The organism is Nocardioides sp. R-C-SC26 (genome assembly GCF_021246465.1).
Lineage (GTDB): Bacteria > Actinomycetota > Actinomycetes > Propionibacteriales > Nocardioidaceae > Nocardioides.
Window position 1 is genome coordinate 1 of the sequence record NZ_JAHRHK010000026.1, and the last position, 22,711, is coordinate 22,711.

The 22,711-nt window shown below is 71.7% G+C and carries 21 protein-coding genes and 1 pseudogene; 14 read left to right on the top strand and 8 right to left on the bottom strand.

The genetic code is table 11. From position 1 onward, the window contains the following. Window positions 1-784: septum site-determining protein Ssd (ssd, locus tag KSO97_RS16560; protein WP_232680899.1), on the bottom strand; the 784-nt coding region annotated here is incomplete at its 3' end. A 164-nt stretch (window positions 785-948) separates the two neighbouring features. Between ssd and KSO97_RS16565 the strand changes: the two genes are divergently transcribed. After that, the gene (locus tag KSO97_RS16565) at window positions 949-1,743 is read left to right on the top strand and encodes an HAD family phosphatase (protein ID WP_232680901.1); all 795 of its coding nucleotides are present in this window, start codon (window positions 949-951) and stop codon (window positions 1,741-1,743) included. Window positions 1,744-1,763: 20 nt separating this feature from the next. Continuing rightward, on the top strand, window positions 1,764-2,117 hold the full coding sequence (locus KSO97_RS16570) for a hypothetical protein (RefSeq protein ID WP_232680902.1): 354 nt from the start codon (window positions 1,764-1,766) through the stop codon (window positions 2,115-2,117). A gap of 317 nt (window positions 2,118-2,434) precedes the next feature. Here the strand turns inward: KSO97_RS16570 and KSO97_RS16575 are convergent, their stop codons facing one another. Both KSO97_RS16575 and KSO97_RS16580 read right to left on the bottom strand, forming a co-directional pair. Next, window positions 2,435-3,169 carry an oxidoreductase gene (locus KSO97_RS16575; RefSeq protein ID WP_232680904.1) on the bottom strand — a complete coding sequence of 245 codons (735 nt, stop codon included), beginning with the start codon at window positions 3,167-3,169 and terminating at the stop codon, window positions 2,435-2,437. Continuing rightward, entirely contained in the window at window positions 3,166-4,437 is a 1,272-nt protein-coding gene (locus KSO97_RS16580) for a serine hydrolase (RefSeq protein ID WP_232680906.1), read from the bottom strand. The genes KSO97_RS16575 and KSO97_RS16580 overlap by 4 nt, the downstream gene beginning before the upstream one ends. A 61-nt stretch (window positions 4,438-4,498) precedes the next feature. On the opposite strand from KSO97_RS16580, the gene KSO97_RS16585 reads away from it, so the two are divergent. The 5 genes from KSO97_RS16585 to KSO97_RS16605 all read left to right on the top strand — a co-directional run bounded on the left by KSO97_RS16585 (window position 4,499) and on the right by KSO97_RS16605 (window position 9,626). Continuing rightward, window positions 4,499-5,668, top strand: coding sequence for a class I SAM-dependent methyltransferase (locus tag KSO97_RS16585; RefSeq protein ID WP_232680908.1), 1,170 nt, complete (start codon window positions 4,499-4,501; stop codon window positions 5,666-5,668). 64 nt (window positions 5,669-5,732) lie between these two features. Next, window positions 5,733-6,845, top strand: coding sequence for a sensor histidine kinase (locus tag KSO97_RS16590; protein WP_232680911.1), 1,113 nt, complete (start codon window positions 5,733-5,735; stop codon window positions 6,843-6,845). After that, on the top strand, window positions 6,842-7,660 hold the full coding sequence (locus KSO97_RS16595; RefSeq protein ID WP_232680913.1) for a LytTR family DNA-binding domain-containing protein: 819 nt from the start codon (window positions 6,842-6,844) through the stop codon (window positions 7,658-7,660). The genes KSO97_RS16590 and KSO97_RS16595 overlap by 4 nt, the downstream gene beginning before the upstream one ends. 100 nt (window positions 7,661-7,760) lie before the next feature. Further along, window positions 7,761-8,132: a hypothetical protein gene (locus KSO97_RS16600; RefSeq protein WP_232680915.1), complete on the top strand. Its 372-nt coding sequence runs from the start codon at window positions 7,761-7,763 to the stop codon at window positions 8,130-8,132. A gap of 15 nt (window positions 8,133-8,147) precedes the next feature. Further along, entirely contained in the window at window positions 8,148-9,626 is a 1,479-nt protein-coding gene (locus KSO97_RS16605; RefSeq protein WP_232680918.1) for a cation acetate symporter, read from the top strand. A 53-nt stretch (window positions 9,627-9,679) separates the two neighbouring features. Here KSO97_RS16605 and KSO97_RS16610 read toward each other — a convergent pair whose 3' ends face one another. Further along, a complete protein-coding gene (locus KSO97_RS16610) occupies window positions 9,680-10,408 on the bottom strand; it encodes a sirohydrochlorin chelatase (protein ID WP_232680920.1) in 729 nt (242 codons plus the stop codon). Window positions 10,409-10,413: 5 nt separating this feature from the next. Between KSO97_RS16610 and KSO97_RS16615 the strand changes: the two genes are divergently transcribed. From KSO97_RS16615 to acs, 4 genes are all read left to right on the top strand, one after another. Then, a complete protein-coding gene (locus KSO97_RS16615) occupies window positions 10,414-10,554 on the top strand; it encodes a hypothetical protein (RefSeq protein WP_232680922.1) in 141 nt (46 codons plus the stop codon). Between the two features lie 75 nt (window positions 10,555-10,629). Beyond that, window positions 10,630-11,031, top strand: a complete 402-nt coding sequence (locus tag KSO97_RS16620) for a DUF485 domain-containing protein (RefSeq protein WP_232680926.1) — start codon at window positions 10,630-10,632, stop codon at window positions 11,029-11,031. Further along, window positions 11,031-12,623, top strand: coding sequence for a cation acetate symporter (locus KSO97_RS16625; protein WP_308188339.1), 1,593 nt, complete (start codon window positions 11,031-11,033; stop codon window positions 12,621-12,623). The genes KSO97_RS16620 and KSO97_RS16625 overlap by 1 nt, the downstream gene beginning before the upstream one ends. Before the next feature lie 188 nt (window positions 12,624-12,811). Beyond that, window positions 12,812-14,836 (top strand): acetate--CoA ligase, encoded by a 2,025-nt coding sequence (gene acs / locus KSO97_RS16630; RefSeq protein ID WP_232680928.1) that lies wholly within the window; start codon window positions 12,812-12,814, stop codon window positions 14,834-14,836. A 111-nt stretch (window positions 14,837-14,947) separates the two neighbouring features. On the opposite strand, the gene KSO97_RS16635 is transcribed toward acs, so the two are convergent. Beyond that, the gene (locus KSO97_RS16635) at window positions 14,948-17,203 is read right to left on the bottom strand and encodes a glycoside hydrolase family 3 C-terminal domain-containing protein (protein ID WP_232680930.1); all 2,256 of its coding nucleotides are present in this window, start codon (window positions 17,201-17,203) and stop codon (window positions 14,948-14,950) included. A gap of 35 nt (window positions 17,204-17,238) precedes the next feature. Then, a complete protein-coding gene (locus tag KSO97_RS16640) occupies window positions 17,239-18,723 on the bottom strand; it encodes an ABC transporter substrate-binding protein (RefSeq protein WP_232680934.1) in 1,485 nt (494 codons plus the stop codon). A 131-nt stretch (window positions 18,724-18,854) separates the two neighbouring features. Between KSO97_RS16640 and KSO97_RS16645 the strand changes: the two genes are divergently transcribed. After that, on the top strand, window positions 18,855-19,544 hold the full coding sequence (locus tag KSO97_RS16645) for a TetR/AcrR family transcriptional regulator (protein WP_232680937.1): 690 nt from the start codon (window positions 18,855-18,857) through the stop codon (window positions 19,542-19,544). 87 nt (window positions 19,545-19,631) lie between these two features. Here the strand turns inward: KSO97_RS16645 and KSO97_RS16650 are convergent, their stop codons facing one another. Beyond that, complete coding sequence (locus KSO97_RS16650) at window positions 19,632-20,282, bottom strand: hypothetical protein (protein WP_232680939.1); 651 nt, start codon at window positions 20,280-20,282, stop codon at window positions 19,632-19,634. A gap of 152 nt (window positions 20,283-20,434) precedes the next feature. Between KSO97_RS16650 and nhaA the strand changes: the two genes are divergently transcribed. Together nhaA and KSO97_RS16660 are read left to right on the top strand one after the other, a co-directional pair. Further along, entirely contained in the window at window positions 20,435-21,766 is a 1,332-nt protein-coding gene (gene nhaA / locus KSO97_RS16655; protein ID WP_232680943.1) for a Na+/H+ antiporter NhaA, read from the top strand. Between the two features lie 65 nt (window positions 21,767-21,831). After that, the gene (locus KSO97_RS16660) at window positions 21,832-22,278 is read left to right on the top strand and encodes a phage holin family protein (RefSeq protein ID WP_232680945.1); all 447 of its coding nucleotides are present in this window, start codon (window positions 21,832-21,834) and stop codon (window positions 22,276-22,278) included. 233 nt (window positions 22,279-22,511) lie between these two features. On the opposite strand, the pseudogene KSO97_RS16665 reads toward KSO97_RS16660, so the two are convergent. Continuing rightward, a pseudogene (locus KSO97_RS16665) lies at window positions 22,512-22,711 on the bottom strand (serine protease); the annotation flags it as partial.

The window sequence follows — 22,711 nt, forward strand, 5'->3', positions numbered from 1 at the left end:
CGCGGAACGGGGCGACGCCGTCGCCGAGGAGCCCTTCGGCCGACCGAGGCAGATCGACGATCACCGTGTCGTGGCCGCGGCGCGCCGCCGAGAGGGCCTCTCGCACCACCGAAGGCGGCACCGGCGTCTCGGCGCCGACCGCCCACGACAGGGCGGCGACGCCGTCTCGCCCCGGCACTGCGTCGCGCAGCGCACGCGCGCTGAGCCGACCCGCGGCCTGGCACAGCGCGTCCCAACGGACGCCCGGCCTGTCCTCGACGCCGAGCACCCGATCCGCTCCGGGGCCGAGCGGGTCGACGTCGAGCACCAGACTGCGACCGGTGCGGCCGGCGACCTGCCCGAGGGCGCAGGCCAGGGTGGTCGAACCGACGCCGCCGCATCCTCCGACCACGCCGATCGTGTGCCCGCGCGTGGGCTGGTCGCCCGCGTCGAGCAGGAGCTCGACCAGGCCGTTCTCCTCACCCGGGAGCTCCACCACGCCGGTGGCGCCCAGCCGGAGAGCGTCGCGGAAGAGTCGGTCGGGTGCTGCCCCCAGCGCCACGACGACGACGCCGTCGCGCCGCGCGGGCATCAACTCGGCCGCCTCGGCTGCCGCGTCCGCGCCAACCAGGACCAGCGCCGCCGCCGACCATTCGCTCAACGCGCTGCCCGCGCTGGCATGCACGGTGGGCAGCACGCCGGCAGCGGCGGCGAGCCGATGCACCTCCTGCGTCAGAGCCGGATCGGCGCCGATCATCAGCAACGGCGTCGGAGTGGCGGCGGTCGCGAGGTGGGTGCGGGGCATGGCCTCGACGCTGCCGCCCGCCTCCGGCACTGACGACGAGGTCGTTCGCGAGGCTGTGGAGGTCGCGAGATCTGCCTGGCTGTGGAGACTCCGCGGCCGTCCCGCCACGGACGCGGTCGGCGAAGTCCGGCGCGGCTGGTCCCGCGCGGCCTACGATGACGCGCATGGCGCCCACCGCGGCCTTCTTCGATCTCGACAAGACGATCATCGCCAAGTCGAGCACGCTTGCGTTCTCCAAGCCCTTCCAGGCGGGCGGCCTGATCTCCCGACGCGCGGTGCTGCGCTCGGCCTACGCGCAGTTCGTCTATCTCGTCGGCGGCGCGGACCACGACCAGATGGAGAAGCTGCGGCAGTTCATGTCCCAGCTCGTTGCGGGATGGGACGTCGCGACGGTGCGCGAGATCGTCGCGGAGACGCTGCACCACGTGGTCGACCCGATCGTCTACGACGAGGCCGTCGGCCTGATCGCCGAGCACCAGCTCGCCGGGCGCGACGTCGTGATCGTCTCCGCCTCGGGCACCGAGGTGGTCGAGCCGACCGGGCGCCTGCTCGGCGCCGACCTCGTCGTGGCCTCCGAGCTCGAGGTCGTCGACGGCAGGTACACCGGCGAGATCGACTACTACGTCTACGCCGACGCCAAGGCCGAGGCGATCCGCGCGCTCGCCGCCGAGCGCGGCTACGACCTCGGTGCCAGCTTCGCCTACAGCGACTCGATCACCGACGCCCCGATGCTGGACGCCGTCGGCCACCCCCACGCCGTCAACCCGGACAAGGAGCTGCGCAAGCTGGCCGCCTCCCGGGGATGGCCCGTGCTGGTGTTCACCAAGCCGGTGGCCCTGCGCGCCCGGGTGCCGTTGCCGCCGGCCAAGCCGACGCTCGCGGCGCTCGCCGTCGGCGGAGCCGTCGCCGTGGGCGGCGTCATCTGGGCGAACGCCCGCAAGCGCACCCGCGAGCTCTGAGCAGAAGGAGAGACACGGCGATGGGACTGCTCTCCTCGATCCTCGGCGGTCGCCCCGGTGAGCACGCCGTCAACGAGACGGTGCGCGACGCCGTCCGGGTGCTGCCGGGCGTCCGGGGCCACGACGTCACCTACCGTCACGGTCCGAACCGCACCGGCGAGGTGTCGGGCCGCATCGAGGTCGCCGACCTGCCGACCTACCTCGATGCGCTGCAGCGCATCCACGGAGTGCTGGCCGGGCTCCTCGGCTCGAGGGCCGATGCCGTGGAGTACGCCGTGACGGCGAACCTGGCCGACGGCACCGCCCGGACGCCGGCCGAGGTCGGTCTGCGCACGCCCTGCACGGGCGCCGAGATCGCGGCACGCCTACGCTGACGGCGCGTCGCCTCCCACCAGCGGACCCCCGGACGTGCAGGTGGCGCCCAGGCCGTCGAAGAGACCTGAGCGCCACCGCTGACACGTGAATCCGCTGGCTACCAAGCGTGCACTCATCTCTTGCTGCGACGGGAGTATCCCGGCTGCAGGCGCCCTGTCGGAAGGGTGGATCGCCGCGTGGGTACCCGGTTCACGTGCTGTCTGGAGTTGTCGTAGCACCAGTTCTACGCCGACTCTGCGACGCCTTCAAGACTTGACTTTTGGCGCCACCTCAGCGTGACCCAGGTCACATCGCAGGTCACATCGCAGTCCGGCGACTACCCGTCGGCGTCGCGGCGCAACGGGCTCGCCTCGGCGCCGGCGGAGAACGCCTCGGCGCCGTAGAGCATCCACGCGTGCACCCCGGCCGCGCCCCCGGTCGCGTAGCCGCGCAGGTTCGACTCGTAGGGCGCGCGCAACGCCAGGTGCCCTGCCTCGGGAACGACGAGCGACTTCTCGTCGACGCCGTGCGCCACCAGCACGAGCCGCTCGACGGCACGCGCCACGATGCCGTTGTGGCTGGCGAACGGCGCGGCGGTGAGGAGCTCGGCGTGCACCAGCGCGGCCACCAGGAGGGCGGGCGCCTCGGTACGAGAGGCGACGACCGTCGCGATGTCACGCAATCGCCCGGCCGACTCGGCATCGCGGGGGCGCCCGAGCCGCTCGGCCTCGATCGACCCCGTCGCGGCGACGGCGTGGAGCCGCGCGAAGGCCTGCAGCGGCTGGGACTTCAGCTGCGGCACCAGGGCGAGCACCTCGGTCGAGACCCGGACGGCGTCCTGCGCGATCTCGTCGCCCTCCCCCGCGCGGACCTGAGCCAGCGACGAGCGCGACCCCTCCAGGACGGCGCTCGCGTGCGCGCCGCGCAGCAACGACTCCGCCGTCGTCTCGGGAGAGGTACGTCGCAGACCTCGATCGCGGAGCATCACGTCGATGCCGTCGCGCGCGGCGGCGTAGGCCGACGGCACGCCTTCGAGGGAGATGAGCCAGGCCAGCGGGTCGGTGCCGCTCATCCCCGCCTCCACGAGTTCGCGATCGAGCGCATGGCACGCAGCGTCAGCGCCTCGTCCTGCTCGATCCCGTAGTCGCTCAGCTTCACGATCACCGTGTCGGTGCGCCGGTTGACGTAGATGTACTGACCGAAGATGCCGATGGCGCTGGCGTCCTGCGAGGGCCGGCCGGGCGCGCCGCCGGGCTCGTGCCAGAACGACGTCGAGTACGGCCAGTCCGAGACCCGATGGCGCCGCGGCGTGAAGATCCGCTCCGCCCACCGGCGCGTGACCGGCGAGGCGTCGGTGCCGGCGTCCTCGATGAGCAGACCGAGCCGAGCGAAGTCGCGGGCGGTCGCGTTCAGGCAGCAGAAGCCCTTGGCGATGCCACCGGCGCCAGCGGCCCGGTCGAGGTTCCAGGTGGCGCGACTCTGCGCTCGCGCTGGCTTCCAGAGCCGCTCGCGGAACGCGGAGACGAAGTCGGTGCCGAGCGCCCGGGCGACGACCATCGAGAGGAGCTGGGTGTTGAAGCTGATGTACTCCCCGCGCGAGCCGGGTCGGGCGACCATCGTGCGGTGGCTGCGGGCGAACCCACCGAGGTCGGGCGTCGCCATCAGCACGTAGGTGCCGCGCAGGATGCCCAGCAGCGACGCCGGATCGGTGGGGTCGCCGGAGTAGCTCTCGGGGGCGTCGATGCCACTCGTCATGTCCATCAGGTCGCGCACGGTGACCTGGTTGTAGGAGCGGTCGCCGTCACGGGGGCCGGTGACGCGTAGCTCCGGCAGGACGTCGACGACGCGGGAGTCCAGTCTCAGCCGACCTTCGTCGATCGCTTGGGCAGCGACCAGCGCGACCATCGACTTCGCGACCGACCAGGAGGAGAGCCGCGTCGTCGGCGTGGTCGTGGCGTCGTACCACTCCCGCACCAGACGGCCGCGGTGCAGCACGACGAAGGCGCGCGTGCGGGTCTCGGCCAGGACGTTCTCGAGACGGACGGCACGCCCGCCGCGCCACGGCACGGTGGCAGGCACGACCTCGGTCGATCTCGGCAGCGCACGCGGCCGGGCCGACGGGCCGAGCGGCACATCGGCGAAGAGCCGCCCCCAGTCGGAGGGCCGGACCGGCGGAGTCGGGATGGAGGCAGGTGCCGAGCGCACCGCAGGGCTCGACGGACGGGAGGTATCGGCGTGAGCCACCGCCAGACCACCGGCGGGCGCCGACATCGCGAGGACACCCGCCGCGAGAGTCGCCACGACGGCGACGACGAACCGCGGACGGCGATCTCTCAGCACATGCGAACAGTACGGGCGCGCCGCGGTGCCGGGGCCCCGCGGTCGCCGTACGATCGCGAAGGTGAGCGAGGACTTCCAACGGCGGGCCCTGTCCTTCGGCGGCGTCGCGGACGCCTACCACCGCGGGCGCCCCTCCTACCCCGCCGAGTCGGCCGCCTGGCTGGCCGGCACCGAGCCCTGCACGGTGCTCGAGCTCGGCGCCGGTACCGGCAAGCTCACCGCGGACCTGCTCGCGCTGGGGCACGACGTGTACGCGACCGAGCCGGACGAGGAGATGCTCGCCGTCCTGCGCGCCGAGCTGCCGCAGGTGCACACCAGCGCCTCGGGCGCCGAGGAGATCCCCCTGCCCGACGAGTCGGTCGACGTCGTCGTGGCCGCGCAGTGCTTCCACTGGTTCGACCCCGAGCGCGCGCTGCCGGAGATCGCGCGTGTGCTCAAGCCCGGCGGCACGCTGGCGTTGGTCTGGCACCGGCGCGACGAGCGCATCCCGTGGGTCAAGAAGCTCGGCCGCATCATCGGCACGCAGGAGAACAACGCCGACCTGGCGGCGTCCGTGCTCGACACCTCGCCCTACTTCGGTGAGATCGCCCGGGAGACCTTCAAGTTCTGGCAGGTCGTCGACCGGCGATCGATCGTCGACCTCGCGCTCTCCCGCTCCAACATCGCCGTACTCGGCCAGGCACAGCGCGACCGCGTCGTGGCCGACCTGCTGGCGCTCTACGACGACTACGGCCGCGGCATGGACGGCATGCAGTTGCCCTATCTGACCGAGTGCTACCGCACGACGGTGGTGCAACGTCCGGTGCCGCCGCCCGAGCCCGAGCGGCCGCTGTTCGCCAGCGACGACCCGGACGCCCGGCCCCAGGGTGACGACGTCGCCGACTCCGGGGCGGGCTCCGGCGACGGACCGGGCGCCGACATCTCGCGCGACGGCGCACCCGCCGCGCCGTCCGATACCGCAGGGGGCGCCGACGAGCCAGCACATGCCGGCGGGCCGCTGAGCGACGCCTCCGGCTCCGAGCCGTCCGAGCCGTCCGCGGTGGAGCGCACCGCAGAGCGCCACTACCCGACCACGTGGCACACCGGCGCCGGGCGGGCGATGTCGGCCGTCACCTCGGTCGGTGGCAGCCCCGTCATCGGCGGCGCCTCGATGACCGACACCGCGGCCACGCTGCCGCGCGTGCTCGTCGGCAGCGACGACACCGCCACAGTGCTCATCGACTTCCGCTGAGCCGTCGGCGATCGCTGACCGCTCGGCGCCCAGTCCACAGACGAATCCGACATCGGGAGGCCGGATGCGGGGCTGGAGAAGGCGAGCGCTCGGCACCGAGGCCGACCGCGCGACGTTCCGCACGCTGCACCAGGCATCGCTGGCCTCCCCCGCGCTGCGCGAGGGCCTGACGACCGAGAGCTCCGAACGCGCGGCGCGCCACCTGCGGGCGCTGTTGGGCACGCCGTCTCTGGCGATCACCGACACCGCCGGCTGCCTGGCCTGGGACGGCGCGGGATCGCACCACGCCAGCCAGATGCCGCTCCTGGTCGCCGCGACACTCGACCGGGGCCGCACCCGCAGCTTCGACCGTGGCGATCTCCCCTGCTCCCACGCCGGCTGCCCGGTGCGCTCGGCGCTGGTCAGCCCGCTCGTGGTCGACGGCTTGATCGTCGGCAGTCTCGTCGCCCTCGCGCCGTCCCAGACGGCGGGCCTCGCGCGCGCCGTCGACGAGGTCGCGACGTGGGTGTCGGGTCAGCTGGAGCTCGCCGAGCTGGAGTCGTCGCGCGCGCGGCTCGCGGAGGCCGAGGTGCGCGCGCTGCGGGCCCAGATCAGTCCGCACTTCGTCTACAACTCCCTCGGCGCCATCGCCAGTTTCGTGCGCACCGACCCCGACCGTGCCCGCGAGCTGCTGCTGGAGTTCGCCGACTTCACCCGCTACTCCTTCCGCCGGCACGGCGAGTTCACGACGCTGGCCGAGGAGCTGCGCTCGGTGGAGCGCTACCTGCTGTTGGAGCAGGCGCGGTTCGGCGAACGGCTCCAGGTGCGGCTGTCGATCGCGCCCGAGGTGCTGCCGGTGGCGGTCCCGTTCCTGTGCATCCAACCGCTGGTCGAGAATGCCGTCCGCCACGGCCTCGAGGGCGTCGATCGCGTCGGGCACATCACCATCACCGCCCGCGACCGAGCCCAGGACTGCCATATCGAGGTGGAGGACGACGGCACCGGCGAGGAGCCGGAGAAGGTGCGGCGGGTGCTGGCGGGCGACACCTCGATCGACTCGGTGGGTCTGGGCAACGTCGACGCACGGCTGCGCTCGACCTACGGCGACGACTACGGTCTCGTCGTGGAGACCGCCCCGGGTGCCGGCACGAAGGTGATCGTGCGCGTGCCGAAGTTCGCGCCCGGGGTGTCGGCGTGAGTTCCGCCGTGCCGTCGTCGGGGCTGCGCGTGCTGGTCGTGGACGACGAGGCGCCGGCCCTGGACGAGCTGGCCTGGCTGCTCTCCCACGACGACCGGGTCGCGGAGGTGCTGACCAGCAACTCCGCCACCGACAGCCTGCGGCTCCTGCGCGAGACCGACGTCGACTGCGTCTTCCTCGACATCCAGATGCCCGGGCTCACCGGCCTCGAGCTCGCCGACGTGCTCGCCCGCTTCCGCACCCCGCCTCCGATCGTCTTCGTCACCGCGCACGAGAACCACGCCGTCGACGCGTTCGAGGTGCGGGCGGTCGACTACGTCCTCAAACCGGTGCGGGCCGAGCGGTTGGCCGAGGCGGTGCGCCGTGTGGTGGACCGTGCGCAGAACACGACCCTCCACTCCGCCGGGCCCGCGCAGGCAGGCGAGGAGACGGCGTCCGCGACCGGCCACGACCTGCAGATCCCCGTCGAGCTCGGCGGCGTCACCCGCTTCGTCGAGCGCGCCTCGGTGACCCACGTCGAGGCGCACGGCGACTACGCGCGCCTGCACACGCCGTCGGGCAGCCACCTCATCCGCGTGCCGCTCTCGACCTTGGAGGAGGAGTGGCGCGACGCGGGCTTCCTCCGGATCCACCGCTCGATGCTGGTCAACCTGGGCCACGTCGTCCAGGTGCGGATGGACGGCGGGCGCTGCTCGGTCGTCGTCGGACCGGCCGACGGCGCCACCCCCGGCGCAGCACCCCGCACCGAGCTCGTCGTCAGCCGTCGCAACACCCGCGAGCTGCGTGAGCTGCTGGTGAAGCGGGCGCTGCCGTGAGGCCGACCTCTCGGATAGCGCGTCCGAAAGCGAACGACCCCGGGCCTTCTGATCGATCCCATCGGTTCGAGAACGGGCGCGCTATCCCGGGAGCGGGCCGATGAGCGAGCGGACGCCCGAACGGGTGCGGGTCACCGGACCCGACCGGCGAGCGCGGCCTCGGCCGCGCACCGGCGACATCGACGAGGAGACGCCCTTGGGGCGCATCTACCTCGCGTCGCTGCTGCGCGATCAGCTGTGGCTGGCGGCGAGGATCCTCGCCGTGCTGGGGATCACGATCGGCTCGATCCCCCTGCTCGCGTTCGTCGCGCCCGGCGTCGTCGACGTGCACGTCGCCGGGGTGCCGGTGATCTGGCTGGTACTGGGCGTGGCCGTCTACCCGTGGCTGGTGCTGCTCGGCTGGCGCTATGTGCGTGCGGCCGAGCGCAACGAGGACGCCTTCGTCGACCTGGTCTCCGAGCTCGAGCGCTGACGACGGGCGAGCGGCATGGATCTCGAAGCGCTTCCCGGCGCGGTCGCCGTCGTCGTCGTGGCGGTGGCGACGCTCGCGATCGGCACCTGGGGGCTGCGCTTCTCCCGCACCACCAGCGACTTCTTCGTCGCGTCCCGCACGGTCAACCCACGGTTGAACGCCTCGGCCATCGGCGGTGAGTACCTGTCCGCGGCGTCCTTCCTGGGCATCGCCGGACTCGTGCTCACCTTCGGCGCCGACATGCTCTGGTACCCCGTCGGTTGGACCGCGGGCTACCTGGTGCTGCTCGTACTCGTCGCGGCTCCTCTGCGGCGCTCGGGCGCCTACACACTGCCCGACTTCGCCGAGGCGCGGCTCGGCTCGCGCGGCGTCCGACACCTCTGCAGCGTGGTCGTCGTGGCGATCGGGTGGCTCTACCTGGTGCCGCAGTTCGAGGGCGCCGGCATCACGCTGGCCGCCGCGATCGACGCACCCCGGTGGGTCGGGCCACTGGTGGTGGGCGCCGTCGTGCTGGTCAACGTCAGCTCCGGCGGCATGCGCTCGATCACCTTCGTGCAGGCCTTCCAGTACTGGCTCAAGCTCACCGCTCTGCTGGTGCCGGTGGCGGTCCTGCTCGTGATCTGGGCCGGCGACGGCGCGCCCCGGCCGGTGACGCCGCAGGATTGGTCGATGCCGCTGCTCGGCGACGGCGCCCAGGGCCTGTACTCGACCTACTCGCTCATCCTCGCCACGTTCCTGGGCACGATGGGCCTGCCGCACGTGGTGGTGCGCTTCTACACCAACCCCGACGGCCGGGCCGCTCGCCGCACGACCCTCGTCGTGCTGGCCCTGCTCGGCATCTTCTACGTGCTGCCACCGCTGTTCGCGATGCTCGGCCGGGCCTACGGCGCCGCGGACGCCGACACCCTGGTGCTGGAGCTCCCCCGCCTGATGACCGACGGCGTGCTGGGCGACGTCCTCACCGGGCTGGTCACCGCCGGGGCGTTCGCTGCGTTCCTCTCCACCTCCTCCGGACTGGCGATCGCCGTCTCCGGAGTGCTCACCCAGGACGTCACCGTGCGGCGTCTGCCCGACGTCACGGCGTTCCGGGTCGCGGCCGTCATCGCCGTCACCGTGCCGCTCGCGGCGTCCCTCGCGCTTCCCGACTTCGGTGTCGCCCGGGCGGTGGGGCTGGCGTTCGCGGTGGCCGCCTCGACGTTCTGTCCGCTGCTGGTGCTCGGCATCTGGTGGCGCGGACTCACCGCGGCCGGCGCGATCGCGGGCCTCCTGGTCGGCGGCGCGGGCTCGGTCGGGGCCGTCGCCTGGACGCTGGCCGACGACGCCTCCTCCGGCTGGTTCGACGTCCTGCTCGGACAGCCCGCGGCGTGGTCGGTGCCCGTGGCGGTGACGGCGATGGTCGTCGTCTCGCGTCTGACGGCTCGCACCGTGCCCGCCCACGCCCGCCGGTTCATGGTGCGGCTGCACACGCCGGAGGCGTTGGAGCTCGACCGCTAGATCCGCGTCTCCGAATCTCGACCGAGATCCGGCGACACGAGGCTGTCACTCCGTCAGGCGCCGAGCGCCCTCGCCCGCGCGACGATGAGGTCGACGACGTCGGGATGCTCGCCGAGGACGTCGGCGACGATCACGCCGTCGCTCACCTCGCGGCGCAGCCGGTCGTGGAAGAAGCCGGGCGAGAGCAGGTAGGGCGAGACGGCGTCGCCGGGGCGTACGACGTCGGCGGGCCGCGGGCCGATGCCGGCCAGGCAGGCCAGTTCGACCGGACCGTCCCACGCACGCGCGAGGTGGGCCACCGCGCGGGTCTGGTCGCAGGTGGCGGCCTCATCGCTCGAACCCGCCGCGACGAGCACCACGCGTTGGCCGGGCCGGGCGCCGGCCTCGTGCAGCCGCGCGACCTGCGCCCGGGCGAGCAGGGGGTCGGGGCCGAGCGGCTCGCCGAGGACGACCGGGGCGCTGGATGCCTCGATCGCCTCGGGCAGATCGGTACGTACGTGGTAACCGGTGGAGAGAAGCAACGGCACCGCGACGGCGGGCCCGTCGAGGCCGCGAACGACGTCGGCGAAGAGGGGCTCGCTCAGTTCCACGTAGGAGGCGAGTGCGGGGGCACCGAGAAGCCGACCGGCCGCCGCCGTCAAGGCACGGGCGACGTCGTTCCCGGTGTCGTGCCGGGTGCCGTGCGCGACCGTGACCACGGTCGGTCTACCGCCGACCTGGCTCACGTCGTCGCTCTCGCCCACGATCACACCCTTCCACGTCACGCAGAGCTCGAATCTCATGGCCCATGAACTTCGGGGCAACCCCGCTGCGCGACCTGCACATCGACCACCGACCGCTCGTCGCGCGGATCCGACCGTTCGTCGCTCCGCTCGACGCGCCGACGTTCCGCCGGGCGCAGACGGCGGGCGCAGGGGTGACGGCGTGACGCGCGCCACACCTAGCGTGACGGCGGTCACGCTGCCGGCGTTCCAGACCGGCCCGAGCAGGAAAGGCGACACCGATGTCCCACGCAGATCACCCAGCGCAGCCGGGCGGGGGCGACGCCGGCCATCAACAGGCCGCCCGCCACGATCCGGTCTACGACCACCTGCACGCCTCCGCGGAGTTCGCCGAACTGCGCCGCCGATACCGCGCGTTCGTGCTGCCCGCGACGGTCGCGTTCCTGTCCTGGTACCTGCTGTACGTGGTCATGTCGAACTGGGCCGCGGGCTTCATGAGCACGCAGGTCCTCGGCAACATCAACATCGCGCTCGTCTTCGGGCTGCTCCAGTTCGTCACCACGTTCCTCATCGCCTACCTCTACAGCCGCTACTCGGCGGCACGGCTCGACCCGTTGGCGGGCGAGCTCGAGGAGCGCTTCGTCGAAACCGGCGCGACCGGCTCCCGGGGAGGGAAGCACTGATGGACCACCAGGTACTCACCACCGTCCTGTTCCTCTCGGTCGTGGCGCTGACCGTCGCGATCACCGTGCGGGCGAGCCGCTCGACGTCCGGCACGTCGGACTTCTACGCCGGCGGCCGCTCGTTCACCGGCTTCCAGAACGGTCTGGCGATCGGCGGCGACTACATGTCGGCCGCGTCGTTCCTCGGCATCACCGGAATCATCGCGCTCGCCGGCTACGACGGCTTCCTCTACTCCATCGGCTTCCTGGTGGCCTGGCTGGTCGCCCTGCTGCTCGTCGCGGAGATGCTGCGCAACTCCGGTCGCTACACGATGGCCGACCAGCTCGCGTTCCGGATGAAGCAGAAGCCGGTGCGGATGGCCGCTGCGACCTCGACGGTCGTCGTCTCGATCTTCTACCTGCTCGCGCAGATGGTCGGTGCCGGAACGCTCGTGGCCCTGCTCCTCGGCGTGGACAGCCAGACGGTCAAGAACCTCGTCATCCTCGGCGTCGGCATGCTGATGATCTTCTACGTCACCGTCGGCGGCATGAAGGGCACGACCTGGGTGCAGATCGTCAAGGCGGTGCTTCTCATGACCGGCTCGGCGCTGATCGTCGTGCTGGTGCTGGCGAAGTTCGACTTCAACCTCTCCGAGCTGCTCGGCGCCGCGGCGTCCAACAGCGGCAAGGGCGAGGCATTCCTCGAGCCCGGCCTGAAGTACGGCGCCGATCTCACCAGCAAGCTGGACTTCCTCAGCCTCGGCATCGCCCTGGTGCTCGGAACGGCAGGTCTTCCGCACATCCTGATCCGCTTCTACACCGTGCCGACGGCCCGCGACGCGCGGAAGTCGGTGCTGTGGGCGATCGGCATCATCGGCACGTTCTACCTGTTCACGCTGGTGCTCGGCTTCGGTGCCGCGGCCCTGCTGAACACCGGCGATCTCGACGCCTCCGGCAACCTGGCGGCACCGAAACTCGCTGAGGAAGTCGGCGGCGGGGCCGGCTCGACGGGCGGAGCGATCCTGCTCGCCCTGATCGCGGCGGTCGCGTTCGCCACGATCCTCGCGGTGGTCGCCGGCCTCACGTTGACGTCGTCGGCATCGGTGGCGCACGACGTCTACAACAACGTCTATCGCAAGGGCGAGGCGACCGAGCAGGAGGAGATCAAGGTGACCCGGATCGCGGCCGGTGTCATCGGCCTGATCGCGATCTTGCTGGCCATCCCGGCTCAGAGCCTCAACATCGCGTTCCTGGTAGCGCTCGCCTTCGCCGTCGCGGCGTCGGCGAACCTGCCGACGATCGTGCTCAACATGTTCTGGCGCCGCTTCAACACGCGTGGTGCGCTCTGGAGCATCTACGGCGGCCTGATCTCCGCCGTCGGCCTGGTCTTCTTCTCCCCCGTGATGTCGGGTGCGGAGACCTCGCTGATCACCGGCGCCGACTTCGCGTGGTTCCCGCTGAGCAATCCGGGCATCGTCTCGATCCCGCTCGGGTTCCTCCTCGGCATCATCGGCTCCCTCACCACCCGTGAGCCGGCCGCCGAGGACCGCTACACCGAGCTCGAGGTCCGCGCCCTGACCGGGGCGGGCGCCGAGCAGGCGACGTCCCACTGATCCCAGGGTTGACCCGTCTTGAGACAGAGACGGGTCAACCCTGGCCGGGGCGTTGACCCGTCTTCAGATAGAGACGGGTCAACGCAACCCGGGCGCAACCCCGCCTTCTCCACCCTGGGCCGCAGTCCTACTGTGGCCAGTGCCACACCGAACCTCTTCCAGCACGACGACGAGACGCAGGAGCGACCGTGAGCGACCAGAGCCCGACGACGGAGCAGACCCTCTCCAACCTGTTGAAGGAGGACCGTCGCTTCGAGCCGCCGGCCGAGCTGGCCGCGAACGCCAATCTGACCGCCGAGGCCTACGAGCGGGCCGCCTCCGACCGGGAGGGCTTCTGGGCCGAGCAGGCCCAGCGCCTGACCTGGACCGAGCCGTGGACCCAGGTCCTGGACTGGTCCGACCCGCCGTTCGCGAAGTGGTTCGTCGGCGGCAAGCTCAACGCCGCCTACAACTGCGTCGACCGGCACGTCGAGGCCGGCCGTGGCGACAAGGTCGCCCTCCACTTCGTCGGAGAGCCGGTCGACGACACTCGCGACATCACCTACGCCGAGCTGCAGAGCCTGGTCTCCCAGGCCGCGAACGCCCTGACCGACCTGGGCGTCGACGCCGGCGACCGGGTCGCGATCTACATGCCGATGATCCCCGAGGCGGTCGTGGCGATGTTGGCCTGCGCGCGCCTGGGGGCACCGCACACCGTCGTGTTCGGCGGCTTCTCCGCCGACGCGCTCGCCTCCCGCCTGGAGGACTGCCAGGCGAAGGTCGTCGTCACCGCGGACGGCGGCTACCGTCGCGGCTCCGCCTCGGCCCTCAAACCCGCCGTCGACGAGGCCCGCGAGAAGGCCGCCGCGCAGGGTCACGACGTCGAGAAGGTGCTCGTGGTGCGCCGCACCGGCCAGGACCTCGGCGAGGGCGGCTGGGACGACGCCGTCGACGTCTGGTGGCACGACGTCGTCGACTCCGCTTCCACCGAGCACACCCCCGAGGCGTTCGACGCCGAGCACCCGCTCTACGTCATGTACACCTCCGGCACCACCGGCAAGCCCAAGGGCATCCTGCACACCACCGGCGGCTACCTGACCGGCTCGGCCTACACGCACTGGGCGGTCTTCGACCTCAAGCCCGAGACCGACGTCTACTGGTGCACCGCCGACATCGGCTGGGTCACCGGCCACTCCTACATCGTCTACGGCCCACTCGCCAACGGCGTCACCCAGGTGCTCTACGAGGGCACCCCCGACAGCCCCGAGCGCGGCCGGTGGTGGGACATCATCGAGAAGTACGGCGTCACGCTCTTCTACACCGCCCCGACAGCGATCCGCTCGTTCATGAAGCAGGGACGGGAGATCCCCGACCAGCGCGACCTCTCGACCCTGCGCATCCTCGGCTCGGTCGGGGAGCCGATCAACCCCGAGGCCTACGTCTGGTACCGCGAGGTCATCGGCGGCGGCAAGACCCCGGTCGTCGACACCTGGTGGCAGACCGAGACCGGCTCGATCATGATCAGCCCGCTTCCCGGCGTCACCCACGGCAAGCCGGGCTCCGCGATGATCCCTATCCCGGGCGTGAGTGCGGACGTCGTCACCGAGGAGGGCGTCTCGGTCGGCAACGGCGCCGGCGGCTACCTGGTGCTCACCGAGCCCTGGCCGTCGATGCTGCGCACCATCTGGGGCGACGACGAGCGCTTCAAGGAGACCTACTGGAGCAAGTACTCCGAGCAGGGCTGGTACTTCGCCGGTGACGGCGCCAAGCTCGACGACGACGGCGACCTGTGGGTGCTCGGCCGCGTCGACGACGTCATGAACGTCTCGGGGCACCGCCTGTCCACCACCGAGATCGAGTCGGCGCTGGTCTCCCACCCTGCCGTGGCCGAGGCGGCCGTCGTGGGCGCCAAGGACGAGGACACCGGTCAGGCCGTGTGCGCCTTCGTCATCCTGCGCGAGAGCGCCGCCTCCCAGGCCGACGATGACGGCGAGGGCGACGACATCGTGAAGTCGCTGCGCCTGCACGTGCGCAAGGAGATCGGTCCGATCGCCACCCCGCGTCAGATCATGATCGTGCCCGAGCTGCCGAAGACCCGCTCGGGCAAGATCATGCGCCGCCTCCTGCGCGACGTCGCCGAGCACCGTGAGGTCGGCGACGTCACCACGCTCGCCGACTCCTCGGTGATGGAGCTCATCTCGGCCGGCGTCAGCTCCGGCAAGGGCGAGGACTGAGCCGCACCGCCGTCGCCTCGGGACCCGTCTCGACAGGCTCGACGACCGGAACGGCGCCCCGGCAACGGCGTCTCGACAGGGTCGACGACCGGTGGCCGAGCCTGTCGGGACTCAGGCGTTCGCGCGGTTCAGCAGGTCGGTCTCACGATCGGCGTCGAGGGTGACGCCTCCCATCTCGAGGAGCTTGCGGAACGGCATCGAGTCGGCGAGCCGCAACAGTTCGACGTCGGGCACGTCCATGCCGGCCTGCTTGGCCAGGGCGTGGAGCTCGGCCATCAGCGCCTCGAAGGCGGCCGGGGTGTCGAGCCAGGTCGACATCGGGCTGTCGAGCGTGATCTCGCCCCCGATACGAGGGACCTCGAGCGTGACCGTCGCGCGCAGCGGCAGGTCGCGGGACGACGGTCCGACCGCGATCTCGAACGCGCCGGGGTCGACGATCCACTGGCCCTGGGCGACGTCGTAGAACGCGAAGTCGCGGTGGCCCAGCTCGACGCTCACGCGCTGCGACGCACCTGGCTGCAGTCGCACCTTCGCGAAACCGACGAGCTCGCGAACGGGGCGATCCAGGCGAGGCGCCACCTCGCCGAGGTAGACCTGGACGACGTCGGAGCCGGCACGGTCGCCGGTGTTGGTGACCGTGCAGGAGACGGTCGCGGCGGCCGTGCCCGGGTCGGGCAGGGTGACCTCGAGGTCGGTGTATCCGAACGTCGTGTACGCGAGCCCCGAACCGAACGCGTGGGCGACGTCGCGGTCGGTGGCGTCGTAGCCGCGGTAGCCGACGTACAGCCTCTCGCCGTAGAGCACGGCGTCCTCGGTGCCCGGGAAGTTCAGGTAGGCCGGGGTATCGGTCAGCCGCACCGGGATCGTCTCCGCCAGCCGGCCCCGCGGGTCATCGAGCCCGGTGAGGATGTCGGCGAGGGCGGCTGATCCAGCCTGGCCCGACAGCCACATCTCCAGGACGGCGTCTGCGTGCTGCTCGACCTGCCCGGTGAGCACGATGCCGCCGTTGGTCAGCACGGCGACGACGCGATGCCCCGCCTTCCTGACCGCGGCCAGCAGGGAGAGCTGTTCGACGGGCAGGTCGAGGTGCGTGCGATCCGCGCCCTCGGTGTCGCCCTCGGTCAGGCCGAGCACCACGACGACGACCCCGGCCCCGTCGGCGGCGGCCAGCGCCGCGTCGACGTCGTCGCTCGCGCTGACCCGCAGGTCGCGCACAACGCCCGGTCGGTCCGCCAGCGCCCGCGCGAGCTCGGTGGGGAGGTCGTCGAGACGCGTCGGGACCACCCGCGAGCTGCCACCGCCCTGATAGCGCGGCTCGGCGGCCAGAGCGCCCACCAGTGCGATCGGCCCGCTGCCGGCCAGAGGCAGGACGCCGTCGTTGGTCAGCAGGACGGCGGACTCGACGGCGGCGCGGCGGGCGAGCTCGTGGTGGGCGTCCCAGTCGGGCTCGGCCAGCGGCGCACCCGCTGCTGCGGCGTCGGACGGCGCGCCGAGCGCGAGGGCCGCCGCGACCACGGCGGCCGCGGCGCGGTCGAGTTCCTCGACGGCCAGCCGGCCGGACTCCACCGCGGCCACGACGAGGCCCGGCGTGCCCGCGTTGCCGGGCATCTCCAGATCCAGGCCGGCCGCGAGGGAGGCGACGGCGTCCGGGACACCTCCCCAGTCGGAGACGACGAGTCCGGCGAAGCCCCACTCCTCGCGCAGCACCTCGGTGAGCAGCCACGGGTGCTGAGCGGCATGCACGCCGTTGATCCGGTTGTAGGAGCTCATCACCGCGGCCGGCGCGGACGCGGTGACCGCGCGTTCGAAGCCGGTCAGGTAGAGCTCGCGGAGGGTGCGCTCGTCGACGTCGGAGCTCACCACCATCCGGTTGGTCTCCTGGTTGTTCGCCGCGAAGTGCTTCAGGCAGGCGCCGACGCCGGCCGCCTGCACGCCCGTGACAGCGGCCGGGGCGAGGTCGCCGGAGAGGACAGGGTCCTCGGAGTAGTACTCGAAGTTGCGCCCGCACAGCGGCGTCCGCTTGATGTTGAGGCCGGGGCCGAGCAGGACGCCGACGCCGTGCCACCTGGCCTCGGCGCCGAGGGCCCGGCCGATCTCCTCGAGGAGTTCGGTGTTCCACGACGAGCCCGTGGCCGACGCCGTCGGGAAGCAGGTCGCGGGGAGGGAGTCGTGGATGCCGAGATGGTCGGCGCTCCCACGCTGACGTCGCACGCCATGCGGGCCGTCGGTCAGTACCAGCTCGGGGACGCCGTGCTCGTCCAACGCGTGGGTCGACCAGAACGTGGCGCCGGTGATCAGCGCGGCCTTGTCCCGCAGTTCGAGGCGGGCCACGATCTCGGCGGCCGCCTCGTGGACCGACTCGGTCATCGGCAGTCTCGTCTGGGCCGACGTCACCGCGTCGCTCACGAGATTCCGGTGTCGATGAGCTTGCCGCACTCGTAGTCGCCCTTGGAGACCTGCTTCCAGGACGAGCCGGAGAGCTGCATCACGCGCACGCAGGCCGAGGTGCGCTTCGCGCCCACCGAAGCCGGAGCGTGCAGGTCGTTGGCGGTCCAGTTCGAGACCTTGCGCAGTTCGCCGACCAGGCTCTCGCGCGTCAACGAACCGCCCAGCTTGGTGGCGAGCTCGACGAAGAGGCGCGCAGCGGACCAGGCGTAGACGCCGTTGCCGTCGGGCGCGTCGCCCGGGCTCACCTGGTTGAGCCAGCTGCGGTAGAGCTTCATCTCCGCGACGTTGCTGTCGTACGGCGTCCAGTTGATGTAGGCGTAGACGCCCTCACCGGCGCCGCCCGCCTGGGCGACGTAGTCGTCGTTGTAGATGGTGCCGTCCTGGAAGTAGAACTTCGGCTTGAAGCCCTGCTGCGTCATCGTCTGAGCCAGGCGGACGTTCTGAGCGATCGCGCCGGTCATACCGACGGTCTGCACGCCCTTGCTCTTCATCTGCTGCACGTAGGAGGCGTAGTTGAACTCCGCGACGCCGATGTCCTCGCGATACACGACGTCCCAGCCGGCCTTCTCGAACGCGACGGCGAAGCTGTCGGCGTTGGCCGGCGCCGCGCCGGCGTCGATGGCGAGGACCGCGGCCTTCTTGGTGGCGCCGCTGTCGAGTCGGCTGAAGAAGCGCGGCATCGCGTCGCCGACGAGGTTCACCGCGAGCGCCTGCGTCGCGAAGCACGTCGAGCACTTCTGGCGCAGCGTGTTGACCGCGCCGGAGCGGATGTCGGGGATACCGCACGACTGCGCAGTGGCGGCACCGCCGGAGTCGAAGGCCGACATCGAGCCGATGACGGCGAACGCCTCGTCGCAGGCCCTCGCGTAGGCCTGCTGGTCGGCGGAGGCGTCGGCGCGGCTGTCGAGGTTGAGCAGCTCGATCTTGCGACCGCACAGGTCGGTGGTCGCGTTGAAGTACTGGACGAACGCCTTCGCGCCCTGCTGCGCGGCCGCGAAGATGCCGGGCACCGGGCCCGAGACGTCGGAGACGTTGGCCAGCACGATCTTGTCGTCGGTGATGCCGGTCTGGTTCTTCAGGCCGTCGCAGCTACCCGCCTTGACGTCGCCGGCCGGCGGCGCGGCGTCGTCCGGGGCGGAGGGCGTGTCGCCACCGCCACCCCCGCCCGACGACGGCGTGCCGGGGTCATTGCCGCCGGCGGACGTGCCGCCACCGGTGTCCGTGCCTCCCGAGGTTCCGTCGGGCACCGAGGAGCCGCCCGGCACCTCACCGCCCGACACCGGTGCGTCGGCGGAGTCGCTGCTGCCGGTGGTCGCGTCGCCGCCCCCGGCCGCCGCGGCGGCGGCCGGGTCGAGCTGGGAGCCGCACGCCGCGGTCAGGAGCACCGCCGCCAGCAGAGCGGAGACAGCCGAGAGTCGGGCCGGAGAACGCACAGACACACCTCGTCGTGGATCGTCGTCGAATCGTGAGCGGGGCCGGTACGCACGTACGAGCGGCCGCGACCCTATTGTCGACACAATAGTTGACGTTCGTAAAGCGAAGTGTCGTAATTTCGAGTACCGTCGAATCCGTGAGCGCTCCCGCCACCGCCCCTGCACGCCGTCTCGACGGCGGGACGCGCGCCGATGACTCCGACGCGGGCACCAGCGCCGCCTCGCCAGCTCCGCCCGCCCTCCCTCGTGTACGTCGTGGACGGGGCGCCGGCGCCGAGACGCGCCAGGCGCTGATCAGCGCGACACTGGCGTGTCTGCGGCGCGCGGACGCCGACGTCAGCATCGCGGCCGTCGCGCGCGAGGCGGGCGTCTCGCGCCAGACCGTCTACGGCCACTTCCGCGACAGCGACGACCTGGTGCACCACGCCACCAGCGCCGCCGCCATCGCACTCGGGGGACGGATCCGCGACCACGTCGAGCAGTACACCGACGATCCGGTCGACGGCCTCGTCGAGTTCATCGTGGTGGCCTACCGGGAGTTCTCCGCCGACCCGGTCGCAGCGTCGATCATCGACGTGACCGTGCACCAGACGATCACGCCGCCCGGAGCGATGTCGGAGGTCTTCCGCTACGCCTCGGCGTTCATGCCGGCGTCCTACTGGAGCGACCCGGTGTTCGAGGGCCGCGCCGACGAGGTCGTCGAGACGGCGGTGCGCTGGCTGCTCAGCCTGCTCACCTACCCCTCGCCACACACCCGCGACGACGCAGCCCTGCGCGCCTACCTGCAGCGCAACCTGGCCCCGGCTCTCGCCCCCGTCGCACGTTGACCCGTCTTCAGACAAAGACGGGTCAACCTCGGACGTGACGTTGACCCGTCTTCAGACAAAGACGGGTCAACGCGGGGTGGGTACGATTCAGCCGCCCTGCGTGCAGGGCGCGATGTCCTGCGCGCCGGCGACGCCGCGGTAGACCCGCTCCATCGGCAGGCTCCAGTCCTGGGTCTGCTCGGTGTAGGCGATGGTGCCCGTCGTGCGGCCGCGGACGCCGTCGACCTGGACGCGTCGTACGACCAGCGGGATCGTGGTCGACGACGTCGCGCCCGGACCGGCCCAACATCCCGAGGCTCGGCGTGCACCACGCGCCTCGGCGAAGCTGACGTCGTCACCCGCGGCCGTGCCGCCGTACCGGAAGACCGCCATCGTCACGTAACCCGTGTGGCCCTCCCACGGCGCCGAGACACTCAGCCGAGCACCCTGGAGACGCGCCCGCGGAACGCGGAACGTGGCTTCACCGTCGGCGACCTTCTGGGCCTTGGACGACCAGCTGACCCACCGGTCGCCGCGCTCGGTGACCTGGTGGAGACGGAGCTCGCAGCCCTCGCAGTCCTCGACGGCGAACGTCACCGTGGCGCGCGCAGCCGCGGCCCGCGGCGCATCCTCGGCGGCGGCGGTCGGCGCCGAGGGGAGGAGAGCAGTACCGGCGACCAGGAGCGCGGTGCCGGCCGCGCCGGCGGCGAGCGACCGGAGGCCGCGTGAGGGGGACGGGGACAATGAGGTGGAGCGCATCGAAGTCATGACCTCTAGACGCGGCACCTCGACGCAAGGTTGCAGGGTCGGGCAGACGATTTCCGACGCTCAGGAGTACCTGGAATGATGCGGATCGGTGCGCCGGGAAGTCTGGTCGGCAGTTCTGATGCCGACCCTTCGAAAGGCTCCTCATGACCGAGCCCACCCGCCTGTTCCGACGCTCCTCGTGGCCCGAGACCGCCCGGGTCGGTGAGATTCTCCGCGCCGAGACCACCGGCGGACTCCTGCTGATCGCCGGCGCGGTGATCGCGCTGGTGTGGTCCAACAGCCCCTGGGCCGACGCGTACGCAGACCTACGCGAGATCACGGTCGGGCCGGCGGCACTCCACCTGGACCTCAGCCTCGCGACCTGGGCCGCCGACGGGTTGCTCGCGATCTTCTTCTTCGTCGCCGGACTCGAGCTCAAACGGGAGTTCGTCGCCGGCGACCTGCGCGACCCGCGACGGGCCGCGCTCCCGGTGTTCGCAGCGATGGGCGGAATGGCGGCGCCCGCACTCATCTTCGCGCTGTGGAACCTCGGCGACGGCGACGCCCTGCGCGGGTGGGCGATCCCGACGGCGACCGACATCGCCTTCGCCGTCGCCGTGCTCGCCGTCATCGGCACCCATCTCCCCGCCGCGCTGCGCACCTTCCTGTTGACGTTGGCGGTCGTCGACGACCTGCTGGCCATCACCATCATCGCGATCTTCTACACCGATGAGCTCGACCTCGGCGCGCTCGGGCTCGCCGTGGTCCCGCTGATCCTGTTCGGCCTTCTGGTCCAGCGCCGAGTCACGACGCCGTTCCTGCTTCTGCCCCTGGCGGTGGTCACCTGGGCCCTGATGCACGAGTCGGGTGTCCACGCGACCGTCGCCGGCGTCCTCCTCGCGTTCACCGTGCCGGTGGCGGCTCGCCGCGCCCAACCCGGCGAGGTCACGGGGACCGCGGTCGAGGCACCCGGACTCGCCGAGCATCTCGAGCACCTGATCAGGCCGATCTCGGCCGGCGTCGCCGTGCCGATCTTCGCCTTCTTCGCTGCCGGCGTCAGCGTGGGTGGGGCCGGCGCCTTGGTGGAGGCGTGGACCGAGCCGGTGGCGCTCGGGGTGATGAGCGGGCTCGTGATCGGCAAGGTCGTCGGGATCACGGGCGCCACCTGGCTGCTGTCCCGCTTCACCCGGGCCGAACTCGATGACGACCTCGCGTGGGTCGACGTCATCGGCCTGTCGCTGCTCGCGGGCATCGGGTTCACCGTCTCGCTGTTGATCGGCGAGCTCGCCTTCGGCCCAGGGACCGCAGCGGACGACGTCGCGAAGGTCGCCGTGCTCAGCGGGTCCCTCGCCGCTGCAGCGCTCGCCACCGTCCTCCTACGAGCGCGCAACCGCCACTACCGGCGGATCGCAGAGGCCGAGACGCGCGACGACGACGGCGACGGAGTGCCCGATGTGTACCAACAGGGCGATAGCGGCGGGGCGCCGAATCGGTAAGGTCGGCCCGAGCAACGCCGTTCAGCCTGGGCGACCCGGGCACCGAGTTCGAGCAGAGGATGGACATGGCCACCGAGCAGCAGACTGCCGGACAGCACAAGGCAGCCCATCGGGCGGTCGCTCCGGACGAGGACGAGCCCACGATCGGGAGGCTCGTCCACGACGCGAGCCGCGACATCTCCACGCTGATCAGCAAGGAGATCCAGCTCGCCAAGGCCGAGATCAAGACCAGTGTGAACTTCGGTCTGGCCGGCGCGATCTTCTTCGCAGCCGCGCTGTTCATCCTGGTGCTCGCCATCATCATGCTGTCGGTCGCCTTCGCCTACCTGATCCACTGGAACGGGTCCGGCCTCGACCTGCACTGGGCGTTCCTCATCGTCTTCGGCGCCTACACCGCCCTCGCCGGGCTCTGCGCCGCGCTCGGCGTGAAGAAGGTCAAGCAGGTGCGCGGGCCCGAGCGCGCGATCGAGCAGGGCAAGGAGATCCCCGCGGCACTGCGCGGGAAGGTCTGACGCTCCTCGGTTGACTCGCTGCGCTCGCTCCTCGTCCACCGGAGCGATCTGGGGACCGTGGCGATCGGCGTCCGGAGCGCGAGCGTGGTCGAGCCGGCACCCAAGGGGCTCGGCCGCGGCGACGCGAACCAGCGCATGACCACAGATGGCGCCGTCGCGGCGACGCGCCGCCCCCGCCGGCCGACCACCCTCGCGACGCAGGACGCCGAGCGCCCAGCGACCGCCAGCGGCGATCAGCTGGCGCAGCCTCCGGTCGAGACCGGGGTGACGGAGTCGACGCCGCGCTCCGCGGACTCGGCACCCTGCTCCCACGTCAGGGCGTAGCCGGTGTCGTCGTCGGTGACCGAGGCCGCGAACACGACGCCCGCGACGCGGCCCTGCGTCGTCACGATCGGACCACCGGAGTTGCCCGGCCGGACCTTGCCGCGCAACG